The organism is Pseudophaeobacter sp. 1A09344, from assembly GCF_041008745.1.
GTDB lineage: Bacteria > Pseudomonadota > Alphaproteobacteria > Rhodobacterales > Rhodobacteraceae > Phycobacter > Phycobacter gallaeciensis_A.
On sequence record NZ_JAXGFS010000009.1, the window covers coordinates 44,341 to 67,439 of the forward strand.

Here is a 23,099-nt window from a genome sequence, read left to right on the forward strand (position 1 = left end):
AGATGCTGGTAGTGGTTTCCCCTGCGAAAAAACTGGACTGGGAAGAGCGCGACATGGAAATGACCGCGCCTGCCTTTCAGGAGGACGCGGTGCGTCTCAACGCCGTGGCGCGGGAGCTGTCGGTGGCCGAGCTGATGAAGCTGATGCATATCAGCGAGGATCTGGCCAAGCTGAACTACGACCGCTTCCGTAGCTTTGAGGAAAAGCCGGCCACCGATAGCCTGCGCCCCGCCGTGCTGGCTTTTGCTGGCGATACCTATCAGGGGCTTGAGGCCGCCTCGCTCGATGCCGAGGAAATGGCCTGGGCCCAGGATCATTTCCGCATTCTGTCGGGGCTGTACGGGGTGCTGCGGCCGATGGACGGGATGCAACCCTACCGGCTAGAGATGGGATCGCGGCTGAAAAACGAACGCGGCAAGAACCTTTATGAATACTGGGGCAGCCAGATCGCCGAAGCCCTGAACCGCCAGGCCGAAGAAACAGGCAGCGATATTCTGGTGAACTGCGCCAGCCAGGAGTATTTCGGCGCAGTGGATCTGAAAGCGCTGAAGCCGAAGGTGATCACGCCGGTCTTCATGGAGATGAAGAACGACACGCCAAAGGTCGTCAGTTTTTATGCCAAACGGGCTCGCGGCGCGATGGCGCGCTATATCATCCAGCACCGTTTGAACGATGCCGAGGCGCTTAAGGATTTCGACACCGGAGGTTACGTCTACAAACCGGAGCTGTCGGAGCCGGACAAGCCGGTGTTCCTGCGCGGCTGAGCTCCGCCCGCCCCATTTGTGCCGCCCCAGAGCCATTCGCAGCTACAAGGTATCTGCACATGGCGCTGTCGTGGAGGTGGATCAGGCGGCTGGGCTTAGATCGATCGGCTGGGCATCCTGCGGGGCGTATTCACCGATACGTTCGAGGATCAGCGCCTTGCGCAGAGGTTTGGTCAGATAATGATCCAGGCCCGCCGCCAGTATGCCTTCGGAATCGCCAGCCATGGCATGCGCGGTCAGGGCGACGATGGGCACGTGACGGCCTGTTTCCTCTTCGATCTTGCGGATTTCCATGGTGGCCTGCTTGCCATCCATCACCGGCATGGAAATGTCCATGAAGATCAGATCCGGTTCGAAGTCCTGATAGGCCGCCACGGCCTCGACCCCGTTATTGGCAAAGCGCAGGTCGATATTGATATGTTTGACCATCTTGCGGAACACCAGCTGGTTGGTCTTGTTGTCCTCGGCAGCCAGAACCCGCATCTGCCGGGGGGCCGAGGCCAGATCTTCGGATTGATCCAGAACAGCACCTTCACCGTCGGGGGACACCACCTTGGCGTTGTCGGCGGCATAGGCCTCTTCCAGGGTCAACTCCCCGGGGGCGGCACCCGGTTCCGCGTCCGGCGCTGCAGGCTGCGCTCCAGGCAGGGCGGCCGCGATCTCGTTTAGCTTTTCAAACAGCTCATCCCGGGGCGTGGGCTTTTGCAGAATATATAGCTTCAGATCTTCTACGTCGGCGTCCTGCACCGTGTGCGGGTTGGAGCTGAGCAGTAGGAGGGGCACGTCGTTCCATTTGCCGTTGCGCAGATCACGGGCCAGTTGCACGCCGCCACCGCCAGGCAGGCCATGTTCACAGATCACCAGATCGATGTCTGCGGCCATCGCATCCATGGCGTCAGCGATGGTATGGGCGGTGGTCACATCGATGCCGCGCAGTTTCAGCTGGCGTTGCAGAATTTCGCAGTTGAGCTGCAGATCGTCGACCAGCAGGATCCGCTTCAGGCCGGGTGTCATCTCGGGAACCGAGGTATGCGCCCCTTGCGGAATCGGAAGCGGCAGGCGGAAACCGAAACAGGATCCCTGGCCTTCCTCGCTTTCGACCCAGATCTCGCCGCGCATCATGCCGATCAGGCGTTTGGAGATGGCAAGACCCAGACCGGTGCCTTCGAATTTGCGGTTGCGCTCATCCTCGACCTGGTTGAACTCGCCAAAGATGTGCTCGATCTTCTCCGCAGGAATGCCGATGCCGGTGTCTTCGATGGTGACATGAATCCAGCACAGGTTCTCGTCCGGGTTGGTTACACCGGTGACCCGGAGGGTGACATGACCTTCCTTGGTGAACTTGAGCGCATTGCCGGCCAGGTTGGTCAGAACCTGACGAATACGGCCGGGATCGCCCACGAAACGGGTCGGCAGGAAAATGTCGTAATCCACCAGCATCGCCAGGCCTTTGTCCCGGGCCGTGGGTTGCAGCAGCATGACCACCTCGTGGATGCTGCGCTCCAGGTCAAAGGCCTCGGGGTGCAGTGCCAACTTGTCCGCTTCGATCTTGGAGTAATCGAGCACGTCGTTGATGATGACCAACAGCGCCTCGCCTGAGTTCTTGATCGTATTGGCGTAAAGACGCTGCTCCTCGCTCAGCTCGGTGTCGCTGAGAAGTTCGGCCATGCCGATGACGCCATTCATCGGCGTACGGATCTCGTGGGACATATTGGCGAGGAAGGCGGATTTGGCGCGGTTGGCGGATTCGGCGCGTTCGCGGGCGGCCCGCAGCTCTTCCTCGTAACGGACCGAGGAGGTGATATCGAGCGCAAGGCTGACCACATCGCCGCCCTGTCCGCGCTGATCGAACAGCCGCAGATAACGGTCGTCCCACATCCGGATCACGATGGGTTCTGGTTTCAGGGACATCCAGCGATCGGTCATCATCGACCGCCAGTGATCCGGCTTGAGCTCTTCGGTATTGACCAGGCCTTCGTCTGTCAGGATCTGAAGGATCCGCACATAGGAGACGCCGGGGGTGATTTCCTCTAGCCCGTCAAAGATGTTCAGATAGGCAGTGTTGGCGCCGATCAGCTTGCTGTCGGAATCAAAGAAGGCAAAGCCGTCCTGAAAGGCCTGGATCGAATGCCACAGACGACGTTCGGCCTTTTCGATCTTTTCGTTGGCCATGCTGAGGTCGGATTTCACCTTGGCGTTTTCGTCGCGTACGTTGGCAACTTCGGCCTGGGTCACACCGATCTGCCGGGTCAGAGCCAGCGCGTGACGCCCGAGTTTGCGATTCGCTGCGGTCAGCTCGGCCTGCTTCAGTTCAAGCAGCCGCTCTGCCGCCAGGCGTGCCCGGCGTTCCTCAGCGAGTTTCTCGGCAAGGTTCATCCCTGCTAGCTCCATCCTCAATTAAATGGCGTGTTTACTCCGAGCCTGAACTCGGGCGGCAAATTGGCCATGATTGGTGTTACGACGGGAAACCTTGCTATGGCGTTAAGTGCGTGCAAGCTTAACCTCAGTTCGGAGGGTGCCATGTTGGATCGGTTTCTTATTGTTTTGCTTTCATTTCTCGGTTTTTTTGCTGCGTCGGTGCAGGCGGGGCCGGATCCCGTTTTGCCACAGGTGCGGTACCAGTCCTTTGCGGATACTGACTATTACGGATCCGATCTGCAGGCCCTTTTCGATACGGATCTGAACGCTTGCCAAAGGGCCTGCAGCGCGCAGCAGGCCTGTGCTGGATTTTCTTATAACAACAAGGCAAACGCCTGTTTTCCAAAGTCCGAAATGAAAGAGGCCACGCCCTACACCGGTGCGATTTCGGCGCTGAAACGCCCAATATCTGCGGCGCAGCAGGCGGCGGCCTCCCAGAGGGCTGAGCGACTCACTATCCTGCGTCCCGCCGATCTGCAGGCAGCGCTGCGGCAGGCCCGGCAGATTGGTCTGCGCTATCCGTCACGGGGTGAAACTCTGGACGATATGATCCGCGCCGGGCGCGGTCAGGCGCGCGCGGGCGGCGTGCAAAGCGCACTCGGCTGGCTCAGCGCGGCGGTTGCCGTGAACGATGATCCGGCCCTGTGGACCGAGGTTTCCGCCCTGTGGCTGCGAATCGCAGACCAGAGCAAGCAGAACAAGAACGCCAAACGGCAGCAGGCCCTGTCTGCGGCGCTGAACGGATACCTGCGGGCCGAGGCGGCGCCCTTGCAGGCCGAGGCTTTGGTGACGGCGGGACGCGCGCTTGAGAGGCTGGGGCGTGGCCGCGACATGCTGTCGGTGCTGCGTCTGGCGCAGGATCTTGCGCCCCGGGCCGACACGGCAGCGCTGCTGGATGAAGCCATCGGCAAATATGGTTTCCGCGTCACCGACAGCACCGTGGAAAGCGACAGCGCCACGCCGCGGATCTGCGTGGAGTTCTCCGAGGATCTTGCCCGCAGCGGTGTGGATTATGGCGATTACATCAAGGGGGCCGGGGCCGAACTGGCTGCCGAAGCCAGTGGCCGTCAGCTTTGCCTTGATGGCGCCGAACATGGCGAGCGCTACCGAATCGCTTTGCGGCGCGGTCTACCTGCCGCCAGCGGTGAGGTCCTGAGCAAAGAGGTCGAACTGACCCATTACGTGCGCGATCGGACCCCATCGGTCCGTTTCCCGGGCCGGGCCTATGTGCTGGCGAAATCTGATCAGGTGGCGCTGCCGGTGGAGACCGTGAACCTGCGCGAAGTCGCGCTGCAACTGCGGCAGGTCAGCGACCGCAACCTGCTGCGCACCTTGCAGGAAGGTTATTTCGGCCGCCCGCTGTCCCATTGGCAGGATGAATACTTTGCCTCGGACATCGGGCAGGAGGTCTGGACCGGTACGGCCAGCGTTCAGGATGCGCTGAACCAGGATATGACCACCCGGATTCCGCTTGTCGATGTGTTGGCTGACCGACCGGTAGGGGTTTATGCGCTGACGGCCCGTGTGCCCGGCGCCGACCCGTATGAGGACCCCGGCGCGACCCAGTGGTTTGTGTTAACCGACCTTGGCCTCAGCACCATGTCCGGCGCGGACGGGCTGCATGTTCAGGTGCAGGGTCTCACCGACGCCAAGCCGCGTGCGGATGTCGAAGTGACGCTGATTTCGAACGCAAACGCGGTGCTGGCCACGGCGCGGACCGATGCCACTGGCTATGTCCGGTTTGATCCAGGCCTGTCGCGCGGGCGCGGCGCCGCTGCCCCGGCAATGGTCATGGCGCAGCAGGGGGAAGAAGATTTTTCCTTTCTATCTCTGAAGGATGCAGCATTCGATCTGTCGGATCGCGGGGTCGAAGGTCGTCCCGCGCCGGGGCCGGTGGATGTCTTCCTGGCAACGGATCGCGGTGCCTACAGGGCCGGGGAGGTGATCCATGTCACCGCCCTGACGCGCGATAGTGGTGCCCGCGCCATTACCGACCTGCCGCTGACCGCAATCCTGCACCGTCCCGATGGGGTCGAGTACAGCCGTCAGGTATCAGACGGCGGACAGGCCGGGGGGCATGTGTTCAACTTACCGATCGGTCAGTCCGCGCCGCGCGGCACCTGGCGTCTGGACCTGAAAACGGATCCCAAGGCCCCTGCGCTGGCCACCCGGCAGCTCCTGGTTGAGGATTTCCTGCCCGAACGGATCGACTTCACACAGACTGTCGCGAATGCTGCGGCACTGGTGCCGGGCGAGGCGGCGCAGCTTGATATTTCGGCCCGCTATCTGTTTGGCGCGCCGGGGTCGGGGCTGACCATCGACGGCGATCTGCGGCTCAGCGCCAGCGACACGGTTGCGGCTTGGCCGGGGTATCGCTTTGGCCGCTATGATGCGCCCGGCAGCCCGCAGCGCTCTTACTTTGGCGGCGATAAAACGGATGCGGCGGGGCAGGCCTCGGTCGTGGTGTCGCTGCCAGCGGCGGCGACGATGGGCAAACCGATGCAGGCGACCATCGTGACCCGCGTCATGGATGGCGCCGCCCGCCCGGTCGAGCGCGAGCTGACCTTGCCGGTGCGGCCCGCAACCCCGGTGATCGGCATTCGTCCCCTGTTCGATGATGTGGTGGGCGAGGGCAGCGAGGCCGGGTTCGAGGTGATCGCCCTCAGCCCTGACCTCAGCCCCCTGCCGATGCAGGTGAAATGGACCCTGAACCGGGTCGAAACGCGCTATCAGTGGTATCAGCTTTACGGCAACTGGAACTGGGAGCCGACCACCCGCCGCACCCGCATCGCCACCGGCGAGACAACGCTGGGGCAGGAACCGGTGAACCTGTCCGAGCCGGTGGAGTGGGGCCGTTATGAGCTGGTCATCGAACGTCTGGATGGCACGCCGGTGACGGCGGCGCTGGATTTCTACGCGGGCTGGTATGCCCCGGCGGATAGCGCCGCGACCCCGGATCGGCTGGAGCTGTCGCTGAATGCGGAAAGCTATCAGCCCGGCGATACTGCCCGTCTGCGTATCGTACCCCGGGCTGGGGGCACCGCGCTGATCTCGGTGGTGTCCAACCATCTGATTGACCGCATGGCCGTCGAAGTGCCCGCAGGCGAAAGCACGATCCCCCTCACTGTGACCGAAGCCTGGGGCAGCGGCGCCTATGTGACGGCAACCGTGCTGCAGCCCGTCACCGGCAAGGCCAGCCGGACACCGGCGCGGGCGCTGGGTCTGGCGCATGCCAGCGTGGCCCAGCCGGGGCAGGAGCTGTCGGTTGCTATCAATGTGCCTGAGGTCGCCCGTCCGCGCGGCACCGAAATGGCCCGGGTCCGGGTCGATGGGGCCGCAGCGGGAGAAGAGGTCTGGCTAACGGTTGCCGCTGTTGATCTCGGCATTCTCAACCTCACCGGTTTCAAAAGCCCCGATCCCTCCGCGCATTACCATGGTCAGCGGCGGCTGGGGATGGAGCTGCGCGATCTTTACGGGCGTCTGATTGATCCCGGAAATGGCGCGATGGGGCAGGTGCGTTCGGGCGGTGATGCGGATAACGGCATGCGCATGCAATCGCCACCGCCCACGCAGGATCTGGTGGCGGTCTTCTCTGGCCCCTTGCAGCTGGACGCCAATGGCGAGGCGCTGTTCCCGGTCGATCTGCCTGCCTTCAACGGCACCGTACGGCTGATGGCAGTGGCTTGGTCAAAGCGTGCGGTCGGGCAGGCCGAGGCAGACATGCTGGTGCGTGATCCGGTGGTGGTGACCGCGACCGTGCCGCGTTTCCTTGCGCCGGGCGATAGCAGTCGCGCCCGGATCGAGATCGTGCATGCGGATGGACCGGCGGGCGAGATGGCCCTGTCGGCGCGTGCCATCGGCACGGGGCTGGAGCTTGGCCCCCTGCCGGGCGCGGTGACGCTGGCCGAGCAGGGCAAGGCGGTGCTCGAATTGCCGCTGTCGGCACGGGCTGTGGGCGATCCCGAGATCGAGCTGACCCTGACGACGCCCGCTGGGCTGCCGTTGGTGCAGCGGCTGCGAATGCCGGTGCGGGCCAATGATCCCGTCGTGGCGCAGACCCGACGCTTCCGGCTGTCGGGCGGCGACAGTTTCCAGTTCAGCGCCGATGTCTTTGCCGGACTGCGGCCCGGCTCGGCGCGGGCGGTGCTTTCTGCCGGACCTTTGGCCAAGTTCGACGTGCCCGGTCTTCTGGCGCAGCTGGATCGCTACCCCTATGGTTGCACCGAGCAGGTGACCTCGACGGCGATGCCGCTGCTCTATCTCTCTTCGGTGGCCGAGGCGGCGGGTCTGGGCAATGGACCGGCTGTGAAGGCGCGCATTGATGCGGCGATCCGCAAGGTGCTGACGCGGCAGGCCAGCAACGGTGCATTTGGCCTGTGGCGCGCCGAAAGCGGTGATTTCTGGCTTGATGCCTATGCCAGCGATTTCCTGTCCCGCGCCCGGGCGCAGGGCTATGCGGTGCCCGATCAGGCCTTTGCCCAGGCGATGGACAACCTGCGCAACCGGATCAACTACGCCCCCGATTTCGACGATGGAGGCGAGGACATTGCCTATGCGCTGATGGTGCTGGCCCGCGAAGGGGCCGCTGCTATGGGCGATCTGCGCTACTATGCGGATGTGAAGGCAGGCGATTTCGCCACCCCGCTGGCGGCGGCGCAGCTGGGCGCTGCGCTGGCGGCCTATGGCGATCAACCCCGCGCCGACCGCATGTTCGGGCGGGCGGCGCAGATGCTGGGCCGCAGCGGCGCGGAAACCCCGGTCTGGCGGGTCGACTACGGCACCCATCGCCGCGATGCCGCTGCGGTCCTGGCGCTGGCAAGTGAGGCCGGAAGTGCAGCGGTCAGTCAGGAATACCTGATGGCCCGGGTGACCGAGGATGGCAGCCGGATGTCCACGCAGGAGGCCGCATGGACTCTGCTGGCGGCGCAGGCACTGGTCACGAGCCCCGAGAGCAGCGGTCTGCTGGTCAATGGTCAAAGCGTTGCCGGGCCTTTTGTCGAGGTGCTGGATGGCAGCGCCGCAGCCACGGGGAAATCCATTTCAGCAGCTTCGGGACGCAGCACCGAGATTACCCTGACCACTCTTGGCGTGCCCATGGTCGCGCCCGAGGCGGGCGGCTATGGCTACACGCTGAACCGCAGCTATTACACGCTGGAGGGCGAACCGATCGCGGAGCTGAGCTTTGAAACCGGGGCGCGTTTCGTGACCGTGCTGAGCGTGGTGCCGCATGAAGGCACCGGTGCCCGGCTGATGGTGGATGATCCGCTTCCGGCGGGGTTTGAGATCGACAATCCGAACCTCTTGCGCTCGGGCGATCTGCGCGATCTCGATTGGCTGAAGCTGGATCAGGCAACCCATGCAGAGTTCCGCTCTGACCGCTTCTTGGCAGCGGTAGATATCGGCGGCACCGAAACCGTGACGCTGGCCTATGTCACGCGGGCTGTGACGCCGGGCAGCTTCCATCACCCGGCAGCCTCGGTCGAGGATATGTACCGTCCAGCCTACCGCGCCCGCACCGCCGCAGGCCGCGTGCAGGTCCGGTGACCGGCAGTTGGCGGGCATACTTGCGCGCGCTTACCACTCGGTCAGCGCGTGGTGAATGTGCCCGTGGTCCGACCTTCTGGCGGCGGGGTCTGTGGGCCGTTACCGCGCTTGCACTGCTGCTCGGTATCGGCTGGCGTCTGTTCGACGATTGGGTTGCCGATACCGAGTTGCCGCTGACCCTTGCCGAAACCTCGCTCGAGGTAATGGACCGCGAGGACCGCCTGCTGCGGGTCTACCCGGTTGGGGATGGCATCTGGCGCATGGCGCTGCAGCTCGATCAGGTGGATCCCCGGTTCACCGAGATGCTGATCGCCTATGAGGATCGCCGGTTCTGGTCGCATCCGGGGGTGGATGTTCTGGCGCTCCTGCGTGCGGGTGGGCAGGCGCTGTGGCATGGTCGGGTGGTATCGGGCGGCTCGACGCTGACGATGCAGCTGGCACGACTGCTGGAGGATGGCTCGACCGGGCGCTGGTCCGGCAAGCTGCGGCAGATCCGTGTGGCCCTGGCGCTGGAGCGGCGGCTCAGCAAGGCTGAGATCCTGAGGCTCTATCTCACCCATGCGCCCTATGGTGGCAATATCGAAGGGCTGCGGGCCGCCAGTTACGTCTGGCTGGGCAAGGAACCGCGAAGGTTGACCGCAGCAGAGGCGGCGTTGCTGGTGGCGCTGCCGCAATCCCCGGAAAGCCGCCGCCCGGATCGGGCGCCCGAGGCCGCGCGACAAGCACGCGCGCAGGTGCTGTCGCGGATGGTTGCTGATGGTGTTCTGGACAGCGAAAGCGCCGAGATCGCAACCAAGGCGCGCCTGCCCCGGCAGATGGCTGCGATGCCCCGGCTGGCACCGCATCTGGCTGACCGCGCCCTGTCCGTAAATCCCGGCGCCCGGCGCCTGTCCCTGACGGTGCAGGCCGATCTGCAACAGCGGATGGAGCAGCTGGTACAGGCGGCGGCGCGGCGCAGCGGCGCGCGGCTCTCGGCGGCGCTGATGGTAGTGGATCACCAGAGCGGAGAGGTGCTCGCCTCGGTCGGATCACCCGGGTACGCCGATCAGGGGCGGCAGGGATTTGTCGATATGACACAGGCGCTGCGCTCTCCGGGCTCGACGCTGAAACCGCTGGTCTACGGGCTGGCCTTTGATCGTGGACTGGTGCACCCCGAGACGCTGATCCATGACGGTCCGGTGGATTTCGACGGCTACGCGCCGCAGAATTTCGACGGTGTCTTTCGTGGCGACTTGCGGGTGCGCGAGGCGTTGCAGCTGTCCCTGAATATCCCGGTGGTGAAGCTCACGCGCGAGCTGGGCGCGGCGCATGTGATGGCGGCCCTGCGCCGGGGCGGCGCCGATCCCCGGCTGCCGGGCGGCAAACCGGGGTTGGCGATCAGCCTTGGCGGGCTTGGCACCTCGCTGCAGGATCTGGTGCAGATCTATACCGGGCTGGCTGCGGGCGGGCAGGGACCGGCGCTGCGGGTGCTGCGGGGGGCGTCGCAGCAGGATCGCCCCCGGATGATATCGGACGTTGCGGCCTGGCAGCTGGGCGATGTGCTGCGCGGGCTGGCGCCGCCACCCGGGGCACGGGCCGGTGTTCTGGCCTATAAGACCGGCACGTCCTATGGCCACCGCGATGCCTGGGCGCTGGGCTGGGATGGGCGCCATGTGATCGGCGTCTGGATGGGCCGGGCGGATGGCACCCCGGTGCCGGGGGCCTTTGGCGGTGATCTGGCCGCGCCGGTGCTGTTCGAGGCCTTTGGTCTGCTGAAGCCCGATTTTGACGCGCTGCCACCGCCGCCCGCCGCGACCCTGATCCTGTCGGCGGCGGAATTGCCCGCGCCGCTGCGCCGCTTCCGGGCACGGGACGCGGTATTCGAACCGGCAGAGAATGCGCCGCAGATGCTGTTCCCCCCGAATGGCGCCCGGCTGGCGCTGGAGGGCGGCGGGCTGCCGGTCAAATTGCGCGGCGGCACTGCGCCTTTCGTGGTACTGGCGGATGGAAAACCGGTGCTGCAGGGGCAGCAGGCGCGGGAGTTCGAAATCCCCAGTCCCGGCCTTGGTTTTTCCGATCTGGTGGTGCTTGATGCGGCGGGCCGCTCGGCCCGGGCCGCGATCGAAATCGACTGATAGCAGATCTGCGGCCCGGGTCAGCCGCGTCCTTCGCGCAGCCAGCCTGCGGTGATCAGCGCGGCAATAACCAGCAGCACCAGCCAGGCAGGCAGCAGCGGATGCTGTGACACCGACAGGGTTTCATAGGCCTCGCGCGGGGTCAGACCGATCCAGCCACGTCCGGCGGCCGGGCGCCCCTCGCGCACATCGCGCAGACGCGGCAGACCGTCCTCCAGCCGCAGGATACCGCCCCGCGCTGTGGCGACCACCGGGCGCAGCACCCCGCCGGTGGCGACGGTTTCGCCGAACTCCCGGGGCGCCGCCGGACCCAGTCCGATGACGGCTGAGGCCTCGCCTTCGCTGAGGTGGTACAGGCCGATCTCGGCGCCGGTATAGCTGCCCTGCCAGACGCCCGGCGCCCGTTCCTGCAGGTCCAGCACCGTCTCGGACCCATCCGGCGCGGTGATGGTGACGGCGCCGATGCTGTCCTGCAGCGTGCGCCGGGTGATCTGCATCTTCTGGCCGGTGGCCTCGGCGGTCAGAACCTCTTCCTCCAGCTCTGGCTCTTTCATCATCCAGTGGGCCAGGCGGCGCAGCAGTTCCAGCTGCGGCCCGCCGCCTTCATAGCCGCGGCTCCATAGCCAGGCATGATCCGATGCCAACAGCGCCACGCGTCCCTCGCCTTCGCGGTTCAACACCAGCAGCGGCCGGTCCTCGACACCCTCCATCAGAACATGTCCCTGCGGTTCCTGCAGATCGATCTGGCGCAGCCAGCGGCCCCACGTCCCGTCTGTGCTTTCCCGTTTCAGTCCCGAGGTGACAGGGTGGCGGGCGCCAAGATCGGTGACCTGGGGCAGATAGGGCTGTTCAAAGACCCGCGCCGTGGGGCTGGCGGGCAGGACCGCCGACAGGGGGCTGCGGTAGATGCTGGCGGCGCTGGCGAAATCCGGCCCCGCCGCGATCAGCACGGCGCCGCCCTTGGCCACGTAATCGGCGACGTTGTCGAGATAGATCGCAGGCAGAATCCCACGCCGTTTGTAGCGGTCAAATATGATCAGGTCGAAATCGTCGATCTTCTCCAGAAACAATTCGCGCGTGGGAAAGGCGATGAGGCTCAGCTCATCCACCGGCACCCCGTCCTGTTTTTCCGGCGGGCGCAGAATGGTGAAATGCACCAGGTCCACCGAGCTATCCGATTTCAGCAGGTTGCGCCATGTGCGCCCGCCGGGGTGCGGTTCTCCGGACACCAGCAACACGCGCAGGCGGTCCCGCACGCCGTTGATCTGGATCAGCGCCGTGTTGTTGCGGGCAGTCAGCTCTCCGGCAGCTTCGGGTACCGAGAATTCGATCACGTTGCGCCCGCCATGCGGCAGGGCGATGGGCAGTTCGAAATCGACACCGACCGGCAGGGTGAACCGTTTCGGCTCGGCGCCATCGATCGCAATTTCCAGCGGCGCGGTTGCGGCGGCGTCGGGCGCGGCGCCCTGATCCTCGATCCGCAGCGTCAGGGTGACGGGTTCTCCGATGATGCCAAAGGCGGGCGCGTTGCGCACCACAAGGCGGCGGTCCCAGTCGCTGTCTTTGCCGGTCAGCAACAGGTGCAGCGGCGCAGGCAGGTCGGGGGCCTGATCGGCATCGTGGATCTGACCGTCCGACAGGGCGATGATCCCGGCGATCCGGCCACGCGGCGCATCGGCCAGCGCATCGGAAACCGCCTGCATCAGGGCGGTGCCGCTGTCATCGGCGGCATCCGGCAGGGTGACCCAGCGCGTTTCGGTATTGGGGCGGGCCTCTAGCGCCTGTCTCAGCTCTTCTTCGGCCTCGGCCATCTGCTCGGGCCGGGCAGGCAGGCTCTGGCTGGCGGTTTTATCGGCGACCACCACCACGATATCGCTTAAGGGGGCGGTGTTTTCGTTCTGCACCACTGGCCCAGCGAGCATTGCCAGCAGGCCAAGGGCGGCGCCCGCGCGCAGCAGCCAGCCGCGCATCCGCGCCCAGATGGCCAGCGCTAGGCCCAGTACCGTCACAGCGGCGAGCGCCCAGATCACGGGCCAGGGCAGCAGCGGGTCGAACAGGATCGTCTGCGTCATCGTCGTGGCTCCTATTGCCCCAGCCGTTCCAGCAGCGCCGGAACATGGACCTGATCGGATTTGTAATTGCCGGTCAGCACATGCATCACCAGATTGACGCCAAAGCGCAGCGACAGCTCGCGCTGACGCTCACCGGCATAGCCGCGCCCGACCGGGCGCAGCGGGCGGCCATTGCTGTCCACCGCCCAGGCCGAGGCCCAATCGTTGCCGCCGATCACCACCGGCGTCACCCCGTCGTTAAGCGTGCGGAAGGGGATGCCTTCGTCTTGCTCTGCATCGGGCGGCGCGGCTTCGACCCAAAGCGGGCCGCGCGGATGGCGGCCGGGGAAGTCCTGTAGCAGGTAGAAAGTGCGGGTCAGCACGTGGTCCGGCGGCAGCGGCTCCAGCGGCGGAATATCCAGCCCCAGCGCAAGCTGTTGCAGGCGTCGCGCTTCGGGGCTGGTGGCGCCGACAGCGGTCAGATCGGCGTCGCGGGTGTCAAACAGGATCATGCCACCGCTGCGCAGGTAGGCGTTGAGCCTTGTATAGGCCGCAGCCGAGGGCATTTTCTGATCCGCCGTCACCGGCCAGTAAAGCAGCGGGAAGAACGCCAACTCGTCCCGTTCCAGATCGACGCTGGCGGGCGTTGATGGCTCGACCGAGGTGCGGAAGAACAGCGTGTCCGACAGGCCCTGCAGACCGGCCCGGGCGATCCGGTCTACCTCTGCATTGCCGGTCAGTACATGGGCCAGCGTCAGCTCGGCGGCCAGCGCGACCGGATCGGCGGCGCCACTTTCCTGCGCCAGGGCCGGGCGTGGCGACAGGGCGCCAAGTGCCAGAGCTGCTGCTGCGAGCAAGGGGACAAGGGCGGTGCTGCGCCGCAGTTGCGCCAGTTGGCCAGAGACCAGCAGGGTCGCCAGTACATCAAGCGCCAGTAGCACAAGGGCAAGCCCAAGCAATGCGCCGCCAAGCGGGCGCTCCTGCGCCGCGCTGTAGCCGGAAACCGGAACCGAGGCAGGCCAGGACGCCGCCGTCAGGCTATCGCCCGCGCGCAGCACGTTGCGTGCGAGGGTCTGATTGCCGCCATCATAAAGGCCGGGCTGCAGCGCCGGGCCTGCCGGGGCGGCGACCAGATCAGGCCCTTGCACACCGGGCAGGGTGCCTGCCTCGCGGCTGCGGCCAAATCCATCCAGCACCGAAACAGGCCGCCAGACGGTACCTTCCAGGCTGGTTGCCTCGGGCGTGCCGACAGCCGAAGAAACCGCTAGCCGTTCCAGCATCTGCACGAACAGGCCTGAGAGCGGCAGGCTGCTCCATTCGGCATTGGCGGTGACATGGAACAGCACCACCTGCCCCTGCCCCAGCGGCTTGCGGGTGACCAGCGGAGTGCCATCGCCAAGGGCGGCGATCACGCGGTCGGCAAGGGATGGGTCCGGCTGGGCCACCACCTGCGCCGAGACGGTGACTTCTTCTGGCGTGCGCAGCCCGGCAAAGGGAGAGTCATCCTCGAAAGGCGCCAGCGTCTTTGGCTCACCCCAGCTCATGGCGCCGCCGATGCTGCGCCCACCAAGGCGCAGACGCACTGGCATCAACGGTTCTTCCTCGCTGCGGGCGGTATCGCTGGCGGCCAGACGGGGGCCGGCGAAGCGCACCAGCAGCCCGCCCTCTTCGACCCAGTCGATCACCGCTTGTTCCTGCGCCGGGGGCAGGCGGGCGACATCGGCGAGGATGATCACATCGGGGTTGGCGGGCAGCAGATCGCTGAGCGCGCCTTCCAGCAGGTCCGCCGTGGGCGCCAGTGCCTGACGGAGGTAGTGCAGCGGCGACAGCAGCGCGAGGCCCTCGTCTTCGCTTTCCGAGGCGATCAGCGCGACCTCGCGGCGGCGCAACCCGTCATCGGCTAGGGCCACGGCCCCGGCGCTGCGCTGGCCTGCCAGTTCAAACCGGGTAATCCGGGCGCGCAGCTCGGACGGCAAGGATAGGCGGACGCTGGCGTTTGTGGCGCCTGCATCGAAACGGGCGGTGGCCTGAGCGAGGCTGCGGAGGGTGCCGCCGGGATCGCGGCCCCGGGCCTGCACCATCAGATCCAGTGCCGGGCCGGGCAGGCTACGCTCCACCGTCAGTTCCAGCGCGCCATCGGCATAGCTGGGCGGTGCCAGCGCAAAGGCGGCGCCGGGCTGCTCCAGCACCTGCAGGACGCCGCGGGCCGCCAGCGCCTCGGTCAGCCGCTCCCGCCCGGGATAGTCCAGCCCGTCGCTGAACCAGAGCGTGTCAAAGCCTTCTGTAGCTTCACTGATATGCGTGAGTGCCTGATCCACCTGATCGGCAGACGGTTGCCAGGGATTGGGGGTGAGGCCGGCGACCTGCCGGGCCCAGTCGCTGGCCGCAAGGAATTGTAGCGGTTGCGGATCGCTCAGCCGCAGGACGGCGACGGTGCGGTCGCTGCGCCCGGCTTCCTCCAGCCGCGCGGTGATCTGATCGCGGGTCTCCTCCCAGCCATCAGCCCCGGCCCAGGTGGCATCCAGCACCACCAGCAGCGGTCCGCTGCCGCTGTCGCGTTCTTCCGGGTTCAGCACCGGACCGGCCAGACCGATGATCGCTGCCGCCAGCGCCAGCATCCGCAGCAGCAGCAGCCACCAAGGGGTACGGTCGGACAGGCTTTCGTCATCGCCAAGGCCCAAGAGCAAGGTCACGGCGGGAAAGGCCTGCCGCCGCGGTGCAGGCGGCACAGCGCGCAGCAACAGCCACAGGATCGGCAGAGCCAGCAGGCCCAGCAGCAGCCAGGGATAGGCAAATCCGATACCGGCAATCAGGGTCATGCGGAGGACCTTTCCAGCGCGTGATAGAGCCACATCAGCGCAGCCTGGGCACTGTCACCCGTGTGATGCAGACCCAGCCGCCAGCCTGCGGTGCGGCACAGCGCTTCCAGTGCGTCGCGCCGTTCGGCCATGCGGTCCAGATAGCGGTCACGCAATGCCGAGGCCTTCAGCGTTTCATGCACCAGCCCGCCGGTCATGCTGTGAAACCGGGTACGCCCGGCAAAGGGAAAGCTTTCCTCGCTTGGGTCCAGAACCTGCAACAGCACCCCGCGCACGCCGCGGTCGGCGGCCTTGCTCAGCGCCAGCTGCAATTCGTCAAAGGGGCCAAGGAAATCCGAGATGAACAGGGCGCGGGCATGGGGCACCATGGCGCGGTGCTCGGGTGGTGCGTAATCGGCGTCGTCCTCGCGGCTCAGCATCTCGGCCAGACGCAGGATCTGGGCCTTGCCGCTGCGCGGGGGCAATCTACCGCCGGTGAGGCCCACGCGTTCGCCGCCGCGTAGCATCAGGACCGACACCGCCAGCGCCAGCAGGCGCGCGCGGTCGATCTTTTGCGGCAATTCGGGGCTGGAGGAAAACCGCATCGAGGCGCCAAGATCGGTCCAGACATGCACCGTCTGGGCGATCTGCCATTCCCGTTCGCGCACGAATTGCACATCACCCCGGGCCGAACGCCGATGGTCGATCATGCGGCGGCTGTCGCCCTGTTGCAGGGGACGGTATTGCCAGAAATCATCGCCGGTTCCGGCGCGCCGCCGCCCGTGCTCCCCCAATAGGACAGCACCTGCCAACATCTGCGCATCGACCAGAAGCGGCGGCAGGGCGCTGGCCTCCCCTTCGGCCCGGTGGCGCAGATCTGCGGCCGGGGCGACGGGAGAAGACGCGTCAGAGGCGGCGGGTTGGGTCACGCGGCGGCTCCGGTGCGGGTCAGCTCGGCAGCGGTGCTGTCGATCAGATCGGCCAGGCTGTCACCCCGCGCGCGGGCCGAGAAGTTGAGCTGCATCCGGTGGGTCAGAACCGGCCGGGCCATATCGATCACATCCTCGGCATTGGGCGCCAGCCGGGCCTGCAGCAGGGCGCGGGCGCGCACCGCCAGCATCAGGGCCTGGGCTGCGCGGGGCCCCGGACCCCAGGCGACCGTATCGACGACGCGCTGCGAGGCGCCCGGTTCTTCGGGGCGGAAGGCGCGGACCAGGTCCAGGATCATCTCGACAACCGAGTCGCCCACCGGCATGCGCCGCAGCAGGTTTTGGGCCGCAATCAGCTCATCGGCGGTAAAGACCTGATGCGCCTCGGCCTCGCTTGCACCGGTGGTGGCCAGCAGGATGTCCCGCTCGGTCTTGCGGTCCGGGTATTGCACGTCGATCTGGAACAGAAAGCGGTCCAGCTGCGCTTCGGGCAGGGGGTAGGTGCCTTCCTGCTCGATCGGGTTCTGGGTGGCCAGCACGTGAAAGGGCGTACCAAGCGGCCGGTCTTCACCCGCGACGGTCACCGTGCGTTCCTGCATCGCCTGCAGCAGCGCCGATTGGGTCCGGGGGCTGGCACGGTTGATCTCATCCGCCATCAAGAGCTGACAGAACACCGGCCCCGGCACGAAACGGAAGGCGCGGCTGCCATCGGCGGCGGTGTCCAGCACCTCCGAGCCAAGGATATCCGCCGGCATCAGGTCAGGGGTGAACTGAATCCGGTTGCCATCCAGCCCCATCACCGTCGACAGGGTTTCTACCAGCCGGGTCTTGCCGAGGCCGGGCAGTCCGACCAGCAGCCCGTGACCGCCGCACAAAAGAGTGGCAAGGGTCAGGTCCACGACCCGCTCCTGGCCGATAAAACGGCGGGTGATCGACTCCCGCGCCTGTTGCAGCTTGGCTTCGAGCGCTTCGATGTCGGCCAGCAGATCATCGGGTTCGGACATGACTTTCCTTTCACGGCGCATATATGGTCTTAGTGTATCTCGCCCAACGGAAATGGCAAAAACAATGAGCGGACAAAACATCGTGACACCGACAGCCGACGGCATAGCAGCCGCAGCCACTGCGGCCAAGAAAGGCAAGGGTTTGCCGCCGGTCCACCTGTGGAACCCGCCGTTTTGCGGCGATCTGGACATGCGCATCGCCCGGGACGGGACGTGGTTCTACCTTGGCACTCCCATTGGCAGGTTTGAGCTGGTGCGGCTTTTTTCATCAATCCTGAAACGCGAAGGCGACAAGTATTTCCTGGTGACGCCGGTCGAAAAAGTCGGAATCACCGTCGATGATGCGCCTTTCGTGGCAGTCGATTTCGAAGCCTCTGGCGCGGGAGAGGATCAGGTGCTGACCTTCACCACCCATGTCGGCGACAGCGCCGTGGCGGGGCCGGATCATCCGATCCGGGTGGTGCGGGATCCCGAGACTGGCGAGCCGTCGCCTTACGTGATGATCCGGGCCGGGCTTGAGGCGCTGATCGATCGCAAGAGCTTTTACCGGCTGGTCGAACTGGGTAGCCATCATGACGGGTGGTTCGGCCTGTGGTCATCTGGGGAATTCTTCCCGGTCATCCCATCGGGAGAGCTGGATCAAGGCTGAAACCGCCCCAGAACTCCCACCTTTCCGGCGCGTCTCCAGGGAGCGAATTAAGCTATCGTTAGCAGGTTCTGGCATTTTGGGTAAAATAGAGTCGATTTTGTGGCAATATTGTGGCGGTTGCGTTTAATGCACCGTTTTCCCGCCCTTGGCGCCGAGTCTGCGAGGCCTTAAATCTGCGGCAAACGACAGGAGCTCCGATGCCAAGGTTTGCCGCGAATATCTCAATGCTCTTTGCTGAGTTGCCCTATCTTGAACGGTTCGCAGCGGCGGCTCGGGCCGGGTTCGACGCGGTTGAGATCCTGTTTCCCTATGAACTGGCGGCAAAGGAAACCCAGCGGGCGCTGGTGTCGAACGGGCTGGAACTGTTGCTGATGAACGCGCCGCCGCCGAATTACACTGGCGGTATGCCCGGCTATGCGGCGCTGCCGGGCGGCGGGGAACGGTATCAACGCGATATCCGCCGGGTGCTGCGCTACGCCGAGATCTTGCGCCCCGGCGCCATTCACATCATGGCCGGTTATGCGACGGGCGATCTGGCGAAACAGACCTTCATCCAGAACCTGCAGTGGGCCGCTGATCGCGCGCCGACGCAGCAGTTCACCATCGAACCGCTGAATGTCGGGGACCAGCCGAATTACTTCCTGAACGACTACAATCTGGCGGCTGAGGTTCTGCAGGCGGTGAACCGCCCGAACGTGGGGCTGCAATACGATGCCTATCACGCCCAGATGATCCACGGCGATGCGCTGAAGGTCTGGGAGACCTTCAAGGAGCATGTGGTGCACGTGCAGATCGGCGCCGCACCTGGGCGCTGTGAGCCGGGCACCGGTCCCGTCGACTTTGAAGAGCTTTTCGCCGCCATCGACGACAGCGGCTACAAGGGCTGGGTCAGCGCGGAATACACCCCTTCGACGCTGCGCACCGAAGACAGTCTCGGCTGGATGCTCTGAGCGTTTTTTGACCAGAATTCTCCAGGTACGTTCACGCGGGATTACGATCCCGCGCCCCGGTCTGGCAATTGGTTGCTCCCTGCCACATATTCCTGCCGGAATGTGAACAAGGAGTCTTCCATGCTGCCCGCCCGTTTCGCGCCTGTTCTGTTTGGCTTCCTGTTGTCCGGGATCATGTCGGGCATCGTGATTATGGTGGCAACGCTCAGGACGCGCGGTTTCAGCGCGCAGGCCTTTGATACTTGGCTGACCTCCTGGCTCTATAGCTGGCCAGTGGCCTTCTGCGTGGTGCTTGTGGTGGCGCCGCTGGTGCGGCGTTTTGTGAACGGGCTTGTGAAACAGGGCTAGGGGTTGACCACACATACCGGGCGGCATGGCTGGACGGGGCGGCGAAAATCCTCCAGACCTGTGGCCCACGTCCTTTGTTGCTGCAAGGTGCCTTGCCTATGATGTCTTCCCCGCCCTCTGCCTCCGTTCAGCAGGATCCCACCATCGCCGACTTTCTGGCCAAGCAGGGAGAGGCGGATGCAACCCTGCTGCCCTTGCCTGGCGATGCTTCGGCGCGGCGGTATATGCGGCTTGAGGGGCGCGGCAGGATGCTGATGCAGGATCCGAGTGATCCGGCGGGGTTTGCCGGTTTCGTGTCTCTCGCGCAGCATCTGACAGAACTGGGCCTGAGCGCGCCGCAGGTCTTTGGCGCCGATCCGGACACCGGCCTGGCCCTGATCGAAGATTTCGGGACCCAGACCTATAGCGTGCAGTTGGCTGCCGGGCGGGACGAGAGCATGCTCTATGCCCTCGCGGTGGATGCTCTGTTGCACCTGCACCATCATCCGCAGGCCGCATCGGTGCAGGTGCCAGCGTATGATCTGGCGACCCTGCTGGAGGAATTGTCGATCTTCTCCCACTGGTTCGCGCCGACGCTGCGCCCGGACATCGACCCGGAAGCGTTCGACGCGGAGTTCCGCGATCTGTGGCGGGAGCCGCTGACCCTGTCGCTGTCTGGTCCGCGCACATTGGTGCTGCGCGATTTTCACGTCGACAACCTGATGGAGCTCAGCGAACGCGACGGAGTGCGCCGCTGCGGACTGCTGGATTTTCAGGACGGCGTGACCGGTCCTGCGGAATATGATCTTGTGTCGCTGTTGCAGGATGCGCGCCGCGATCTGGAACCGGGGCTGGAGCAGGCAATGCTTGAACGCTACATCGCCGCCGCGCCGGATGCCGCCGGTGGCGCTGATGCGATCACCCGGCGCTATCACCTGCTGGGAGCGCAGCGCCATACCCGTATTGCAGGTGTGTTCCTGCGCCTACATCAGCGCGACGGTAAACCCGGCTACCTGCACTTCCTGCCCCGCGTCTTGCGCCAGATGCAGGTGGCGCTGGATGCTGCAGGGTTGACCGAAGTGACCGCATATCTGGATCAGACGCTGCCGGGCTGGCGTGGTGCTGGTCCGGCGCTGGCAAAGGCTGGATAAACGCCCCGGATCAGGGTGCCGGATCGGCCCGCGACAGGGTTTCTGATACGCTGTGCAGGTGGGTCTTCATTGTCTCTGCCGCGCGCGGTGCATCGCCTTCGATGATCGCGGTGGCCAGCGCCTGGTGTTGCTGCGCCAGCATCTCGAATACCGCGCCAGAATAGGTTTCGGCGCGCGGGCGGATCCAGCTGGCCTCCTGACGCACGCTGCGGATCGCCTCGTACATGGTCAGGAACAGCGCGTTATGGGCCATTTCCGCGATCTTGTAGTGAAAGATATCATCTGCCGCATCATAGCTCCGCTGATCTTCTGCCGATTGGGTGGCCGCGGCGATCTGGGCGAATTGCGCGCGCTCCTGCGGGGTGGCGCGGGTCGCGGCCAGCGCCGCAAGGCGGGGTTCCAGTGACAGGCGCACCTCGATCACCTCGGCCGGGGTCACCCGCCGCGCCAGCGGTTTCAGGCGTGCGGCATCGGTGGCCGGGGGCGGCAGCACAAATGTGCCCTGTCCCCGGCGCCGGAAGATGGTGCCATCGGCGGCCAGCAGATCGAGCACCCGCCGTAGCCGCGCCCTGCTGATACCGTGGCGCTGGGCCAGCTCCCGTTCGGGCGGCAGGCGGCCATTCTTCAGCGGCGCGCCTTCGGCGATATCCCGGCGCAGACGCGCAGCGATCTCGGTATCCGAAGGCGGGGCAGGGGGCGGTGTCATGGCAGGATCAGCCTCTGTTCAGCCTCGGATCAACCCAGAAACAGGTCTTTGAACATCCGGGCGGAGGTAATCAGCAGGAACAGCCCAAAGGACAGGCGCAGCGCCCGGCGCGGGATGCTATGGGCCAGTTTGACACCAACCCGGGCAAAGGTCGTGCTGAGCGGGATGATCACCGCCGCAAGCAGAAGGTTCACATAGCCGAGCGAGAAGGGCGGCAGACCTTCGGAGCCGAAACCGGTCGCCATGTAGATTAGCGCGCCCGGCACCCCGATGATAAAGCCGATTGCGGCAGAGGTGCCCACGGCCTTGCGGATGTCATAGCCAAGGAAGTTCAGCATCGGTACGCAAACGGTACCGCCGCCGATACCCATCATCGCCGAAATCGAGCCGGCCACGACGCCAAGCCCGGCCCAGACCGGTTTGGAAAAGCTGCGCGGAGTGTCGCTGTCTTGCGCCTTGCGCAGGATCATGTCGAGCGCGACGATCACCGCCACCGTGGCAAAGACCGCGATCAGCACCTGCCCCGAAACGATACCGCCCAGCACGCCGCCGATGACCACGCCCACAAGGATCGACGGTGCCCAGAGTCGCAGCAACGCCATGTCGATGGCGCCTTTCTTGTAGTGGCCATAGCCCGAGGACAGCGAGGTAAAGACGATGGTCGACAGCGAGGTGCCCACCGCCACCTGCATGGTCAGCGCGGGTTCCATCCCGGTGAGCGACAGGGCGAAGTAAAGCGCGGGCACGATGACGATGCCGCCGCCAACGCCAAGAAGGCCGGCCAGAATACCGCCGATGATGCCAGAGCCGGCTGCAACGGCGACCAGAGGAAGGAGGGTTTCGAGTTCAAACATGAGAGATCGTCTTTCGGGTGGTGAGCGCTACAGGGCGGGTGCTGTCGGAAGTCCGGCCGCGCGCCCGTCACCATATGGCAGGATAAGGAGTGCAACCAATTGCAAATTGGTTGCGATACATCGCGGAACAGGCCCCGACTGTCAAGGCTGGTGCTCTCGGTCCCTTGTTTTGTCGGTGGGTGTTCTGGAGCTCAGCCTGCCAGTTGCCGCGCGGCGCGGGCCAGTTCGGTGATCCCGGCCCAGTCGCCCGCCTCGATCAGGTCTGCCGGGGCGACCCAGCTGCCCCCGGCGCAGACCACATTGGGCAGCGACAGGTAGGTGCGGGCATTGCCGGGGCTGACGCCGCCGGTGGGGCAGAAGGAGATCTGCGGCAGCGGCGCGCCGATGGCTTTCAGCGCGGGCGCCCCGCCCGAGGCTTCGGCGGGGAAGAATTTCAGCATGTCATAGCCACGCTCCAGCAGGCGCATCGCTTCGGAGGCGGTGGCGGCGCCGGGCAGCATCGGCAGGCCTGCGGCCTCACAGGCGTCCAGAAGCTGATCGGTGGCGCCGGGCGAGACGCCAAATTGCGCGCCAGCCTCGACCGCCGCTGCAACGTCATCGGGGGTGACCAATGTGCCTGCGCCGACCACGCCACCGGGCACCTTTGCCATCTCGCGGATGACATCAAGGGCCGCCGGAGTGCGCAGGGTGACCTCCAGTGCGGGCAGCCCGCCTGCCACCAGCGCCTCGGCCAGCGGGCGGGCGTGGGCGGCGTCATGCACCACCAGAACCGGAACGATAGGTGCCATTTGGCAGATCTCGCGGGTGCGGGCGCTGGCCGCCTTCGGTGAAATTGACATG

At 65.5% G+C, this 23,099-nt stretch carries 15 protein-coding genes; 7 read left to right on the forward strand and 8 right to left on the reverse strand.

Annotated elements, in window-relative coordinates; translation table 11 throughout:
• Positions 1-2 precede the first annotated feature (2 nt).
• Positions 3-764 (forward strand): peroxide stress protein YaaA, encoded by a 762-nt coding sequence (yaaA, locus tag SM765_RS15760; RefSeq protein ID WP_274837936.1) that lies wholly within the window; start codon positions 3-5, stop codon positions 762-764.
• A gap of 81 nt (positions 765-845) precedes the next feature.
• Here yaaA and SM765_RS15765 read toward each other — a convergent pair whose 3' ends face one another.
• Entirely contained in the window at positions 846-3,140 is a 2,295-nt protein-coding gene (locus SM765_RS15765; protein ID WP_274835418.1) for a response regulator, read from the reverse strand.
• Positions 3,141-3,284: 144 nt separating this feature from the next.
• Between SM765_RS15765 and SM765_RS15770 the strand changes: the two genes are divergently transcribed.
• Together SM765_RS15770 and pbpC are read left to right on the forward strand one after the other, a co-directional pair.
• Positions 3,285-8,726, forward strand: coding sequence for an alpha-2-macroglobulin family protein (locus SM765_RS15770; protein WP_274837937.1), 5,442 nt, complete (start codon positions 3,285-3,287; stop codon positions 8,724-8,726).
• Between the two features lie 89 nt (positions 8,727-8,815).
• Positions 8,816-10,840, forward strand: a complete 2,025-nt coding sequence (pbpC, locus tag SM765_RS15775; protein WP_425537304.1) for a penicillin-binding protein 1C — start codon at positions 8,816-8,818, stop codon at positions 10,838-10,840.
• Positions 10,841-10,860: 20 nt separating this feature from the next.
• Here pbpC and SM765_RS15780 read toward each other — a convergent pair whose 3' ends face one another.
• Genes SM765_RS15780 through SM765_RS15795 form a run of 4 tightly spaced genes read right to left on the reverse strand, consistent with a single transcriptional unit; the run spans position 10,861 to position 17,622 of the window.
• A complete protein-coding gene (locus SM765_RS15780) occupies positions 10,861-12,912 on the reverse strand; it encodes a hypothetical protein (protein ID WP_368981628.1) in 2,052 nt (683 codons plus the stop codon).
• An 11-nt stretch (positions 12,913-12,923) separates the two neighbouring features.
• Complete coding sequence (locus SM765_RS15785) at positions 12,924-15,710, reverse strand: DUF4159 domain-containing protein (protein ID WP_274837939.1); 2,787 nt, start codon at positions 15,708-15,710, stop codon at positions 12,924-12,926.
• The gene (locus SM765_RS15790; protein WP_274837940.1) at positions 15,707-16,618 is read right to left on the reverse strand and encodes a DUF58 domain-containing protein; all 912 of its coding nucleotides are present in this window, start codon (positions 16,616-16,618) and stop codon (positions 15,707-15,709) included. Before SM765_RS15790 ends, SM765_RS15785 begins: the two co-directional genes overlap by 4 nt.
• Complete coding sequence (locus SM765_RS15795) at positions 16,615-17,622, reverse strand: AAA family ATPase (RefSeq protein ID WP_274829463.1); 1,008 nt, start codon at positions 17,620-17,622, stop codon at positions 16,615-16,617. Before SM765_RS15795 ends, SM765_RS15790 begins: the two co-directional genes overlap by 4 nt.
• Before the next feature lie 64 nt (positions 17,623-17,686).
• Between SM765_RS15795 and SM765_RS15800 the strand changes: the two genes are divergently transcribed.
• From SM765_RS15800 to SM765_RS15815, 4 genes are all read left to right on the forward strand, one after another.
• Positions 17,687-18,271: a DUF1285 domain-containing protein gene (locus SM765_RS15800; protein ID WP_274837941.1), complete on the forward strand. Its 585-nt coding sequence runs from the start codon at positions 17,687-17,689 to the stop codon at positions 18,269-18,271.
• A gap of 197 nt (positions 18,272-18,468) precedes the next feature.
• Entirely contained in the window at positions 18,469-19,221 is a 753-nt protein-coding gene (locus tag SM765_RS15805; protein WP_065272239.1) for a hydroxypyruvate isomerase family protein, read from the forward strand.
• Positions 19,222-19,341: 120 nt separating this feature from the next.
• A complete protein-coding gene (locus SM765_RS15810; RefSeq protein ID WP_065272240.1) occupies positions 19,342-19,569 on the forward strand; it encodes a DUF2798 domain-containing protein in 228 nt (75 codons plus the stop codon).
• A gap of 98 nt (positions 19,570-19,667) precedes the next feature.
• Positions 19,668-20,699 (forward strand): aminoglycoside phosphotransferase family protein, encoded by a 1,032-nt coding sequence (locus SM765_RS15815; protein ID WP_274837942.1) that lies wholly within the window; start codon positions 19,668-19,670, stop codon positions 20,697-20,699.
• A gap of 10 nt (positions 20,700-20,709) precedes the next feature.
• Here the strand turns inward: SM765_RS15815 and SM765_RS15820 are convergent, their stop codons facing one another.
• The 3 genes from SM765_RS15820 to SM765_RS15830 all read right to left on the reverse strand — a co-directional run bounded on the left by SM765_RS15820 (position 20,710) and on the right by SM765_RS15830 (position 23,098).
• Entirely contained in the window at positions 20,710-21,405 is a 696-nt protein-coding gene (locus SM765_RS15820) for a FadR/GntR family transcriptional regulator (protein WP_274837943.1), read from the reverse strand.
• Between the two features lie 29 nt (positions 21,406-21,434).
• Positions 21,435-22,259 carry a sulfite exporter TauE/SafE family protein gene (locus tag SM765_RS15825; RefSeq protein WP_274837944.1) on the reverse strand — a complete coding sequence of 275 codons (825 nt, stop codon included), beginning with the start codon at positions 22,257-22,259 and terminating at the stop codon, positions 21,435-21,437.
• Between the two features lie 191 nt (positions 22,260-22,450).
• Positions 22,451-23,098 carry a bifunctional 4-hydroxy-2-oxoglutarate aldolase/2-dehydro-3-deoxy-phosphogluconate aldolase gene (locus tag SM765_RS15830; protein ID WP_274835410.1) on the reverse strand — a complete coding sequence of 216 codons (648 nt, stop codon included), beginning with the start codon at positions 23,096-23,098 and terminating at the stop codon, positions 22,451-22,453.
• Position 23,099 lies beyond the last annotated feature (1 nt).

Excerpts from the sequence above, each read along its gene's own strand:
- SM765_RS15810 (WP_065272240.1), top strand. The coding sequence starts at position 19,342 with ATGCTGCCCGCCCGTTTCGCGCCTGTTCTGTTTGGCTTCCTGTTGTCC.
- SM765_RS15770 (WP_274837937.1), top strand. The coding sequence starts at position 3,285 with ATGTTGGATCGGTTTCTTATTGTTTTGCTTTCATTTCTCGGTTTTTTT.
- SM765_RS15800 (WP_274837941.1), top strand. The coding sequence starts at position 17,687 with ATGAGCGGACAAAACATCGTGACACCGACAGCCGACGGCATAGCAGCC.
- SM765_RS15785 (WP_274837939.1), bottom strand. The coding sequence starts at position 15,710 with ATGACCCTGATTGCCGGTATCGGATTTGCCTATCCCTGGCTGCTGCTG.
- SM765_RS15805 (WP_065272239.1), top strand. The coding sequence starts at position 18,469 with ATGCCAAGGTTTGCCGCGAATATCTCAATGCTCTTTGCTGAGTTGCCC.
- SM765_RS15780 (WP_368981628.1), bottom strand. The coding sequence starts at position 12,912 with ATGACGCAGACGATCCTGTTCGACCCGCTGCTGCCCTGGCCCGTGATC.
- SM765_RS15765 (WP_274835418.1), bottom strand. The coding sequence starts at position 3,140 with ATGAACCTTGCCGAGAAACTCGCTGAGGAACGCCGGGCACGCCTGGCG.
- SM765_RS15830 (WP_274835410.1), bottom strand. The coding sequence starts at position 23,098 with ATGTCAATTTCACCGAAGGCGGCCAGCGCCCGCACCCGCGAGATCTGC.
- SM765_RS15815 (WP_274837942.1), top strand. The coding sequence starts at position 19,668 with ATGATGTCTTCCCCGCCCTCTGCCTCCGTTCAGCAGGATCCCACCATC.
- yaaA (WP_274837936.1), top strand. The coding sequence starts at position 3 with ATGCTGGTAGTGGTTTCCCCTGCGAAAAAACTGGACTGGGAAGAGCGC.
- SM765_RS15820 (WP_274837943.1), bottom strand. The coding sequence starts at position 21,405 with ATGACACCGCCCCCTGCCCCGCCTTCGGATACCGAGATCGCTGCGCGT.
- SM765_RS15795 (WP_274829463.1), bottom strand. The coding sequence starts at position 17,622 with ATGTCCGAACCCGATGATCTGCTGGCCGACATCGAAGCGCTCGAAGCC.
- SM765_RS15825 (WP_274837944.1), bottom strand. The coding sequence starts at position 22,259 with ATGTTTGAACTCGAAACCCTCCTTCCTCTGGTCGCCGTTGCAGCCGGC.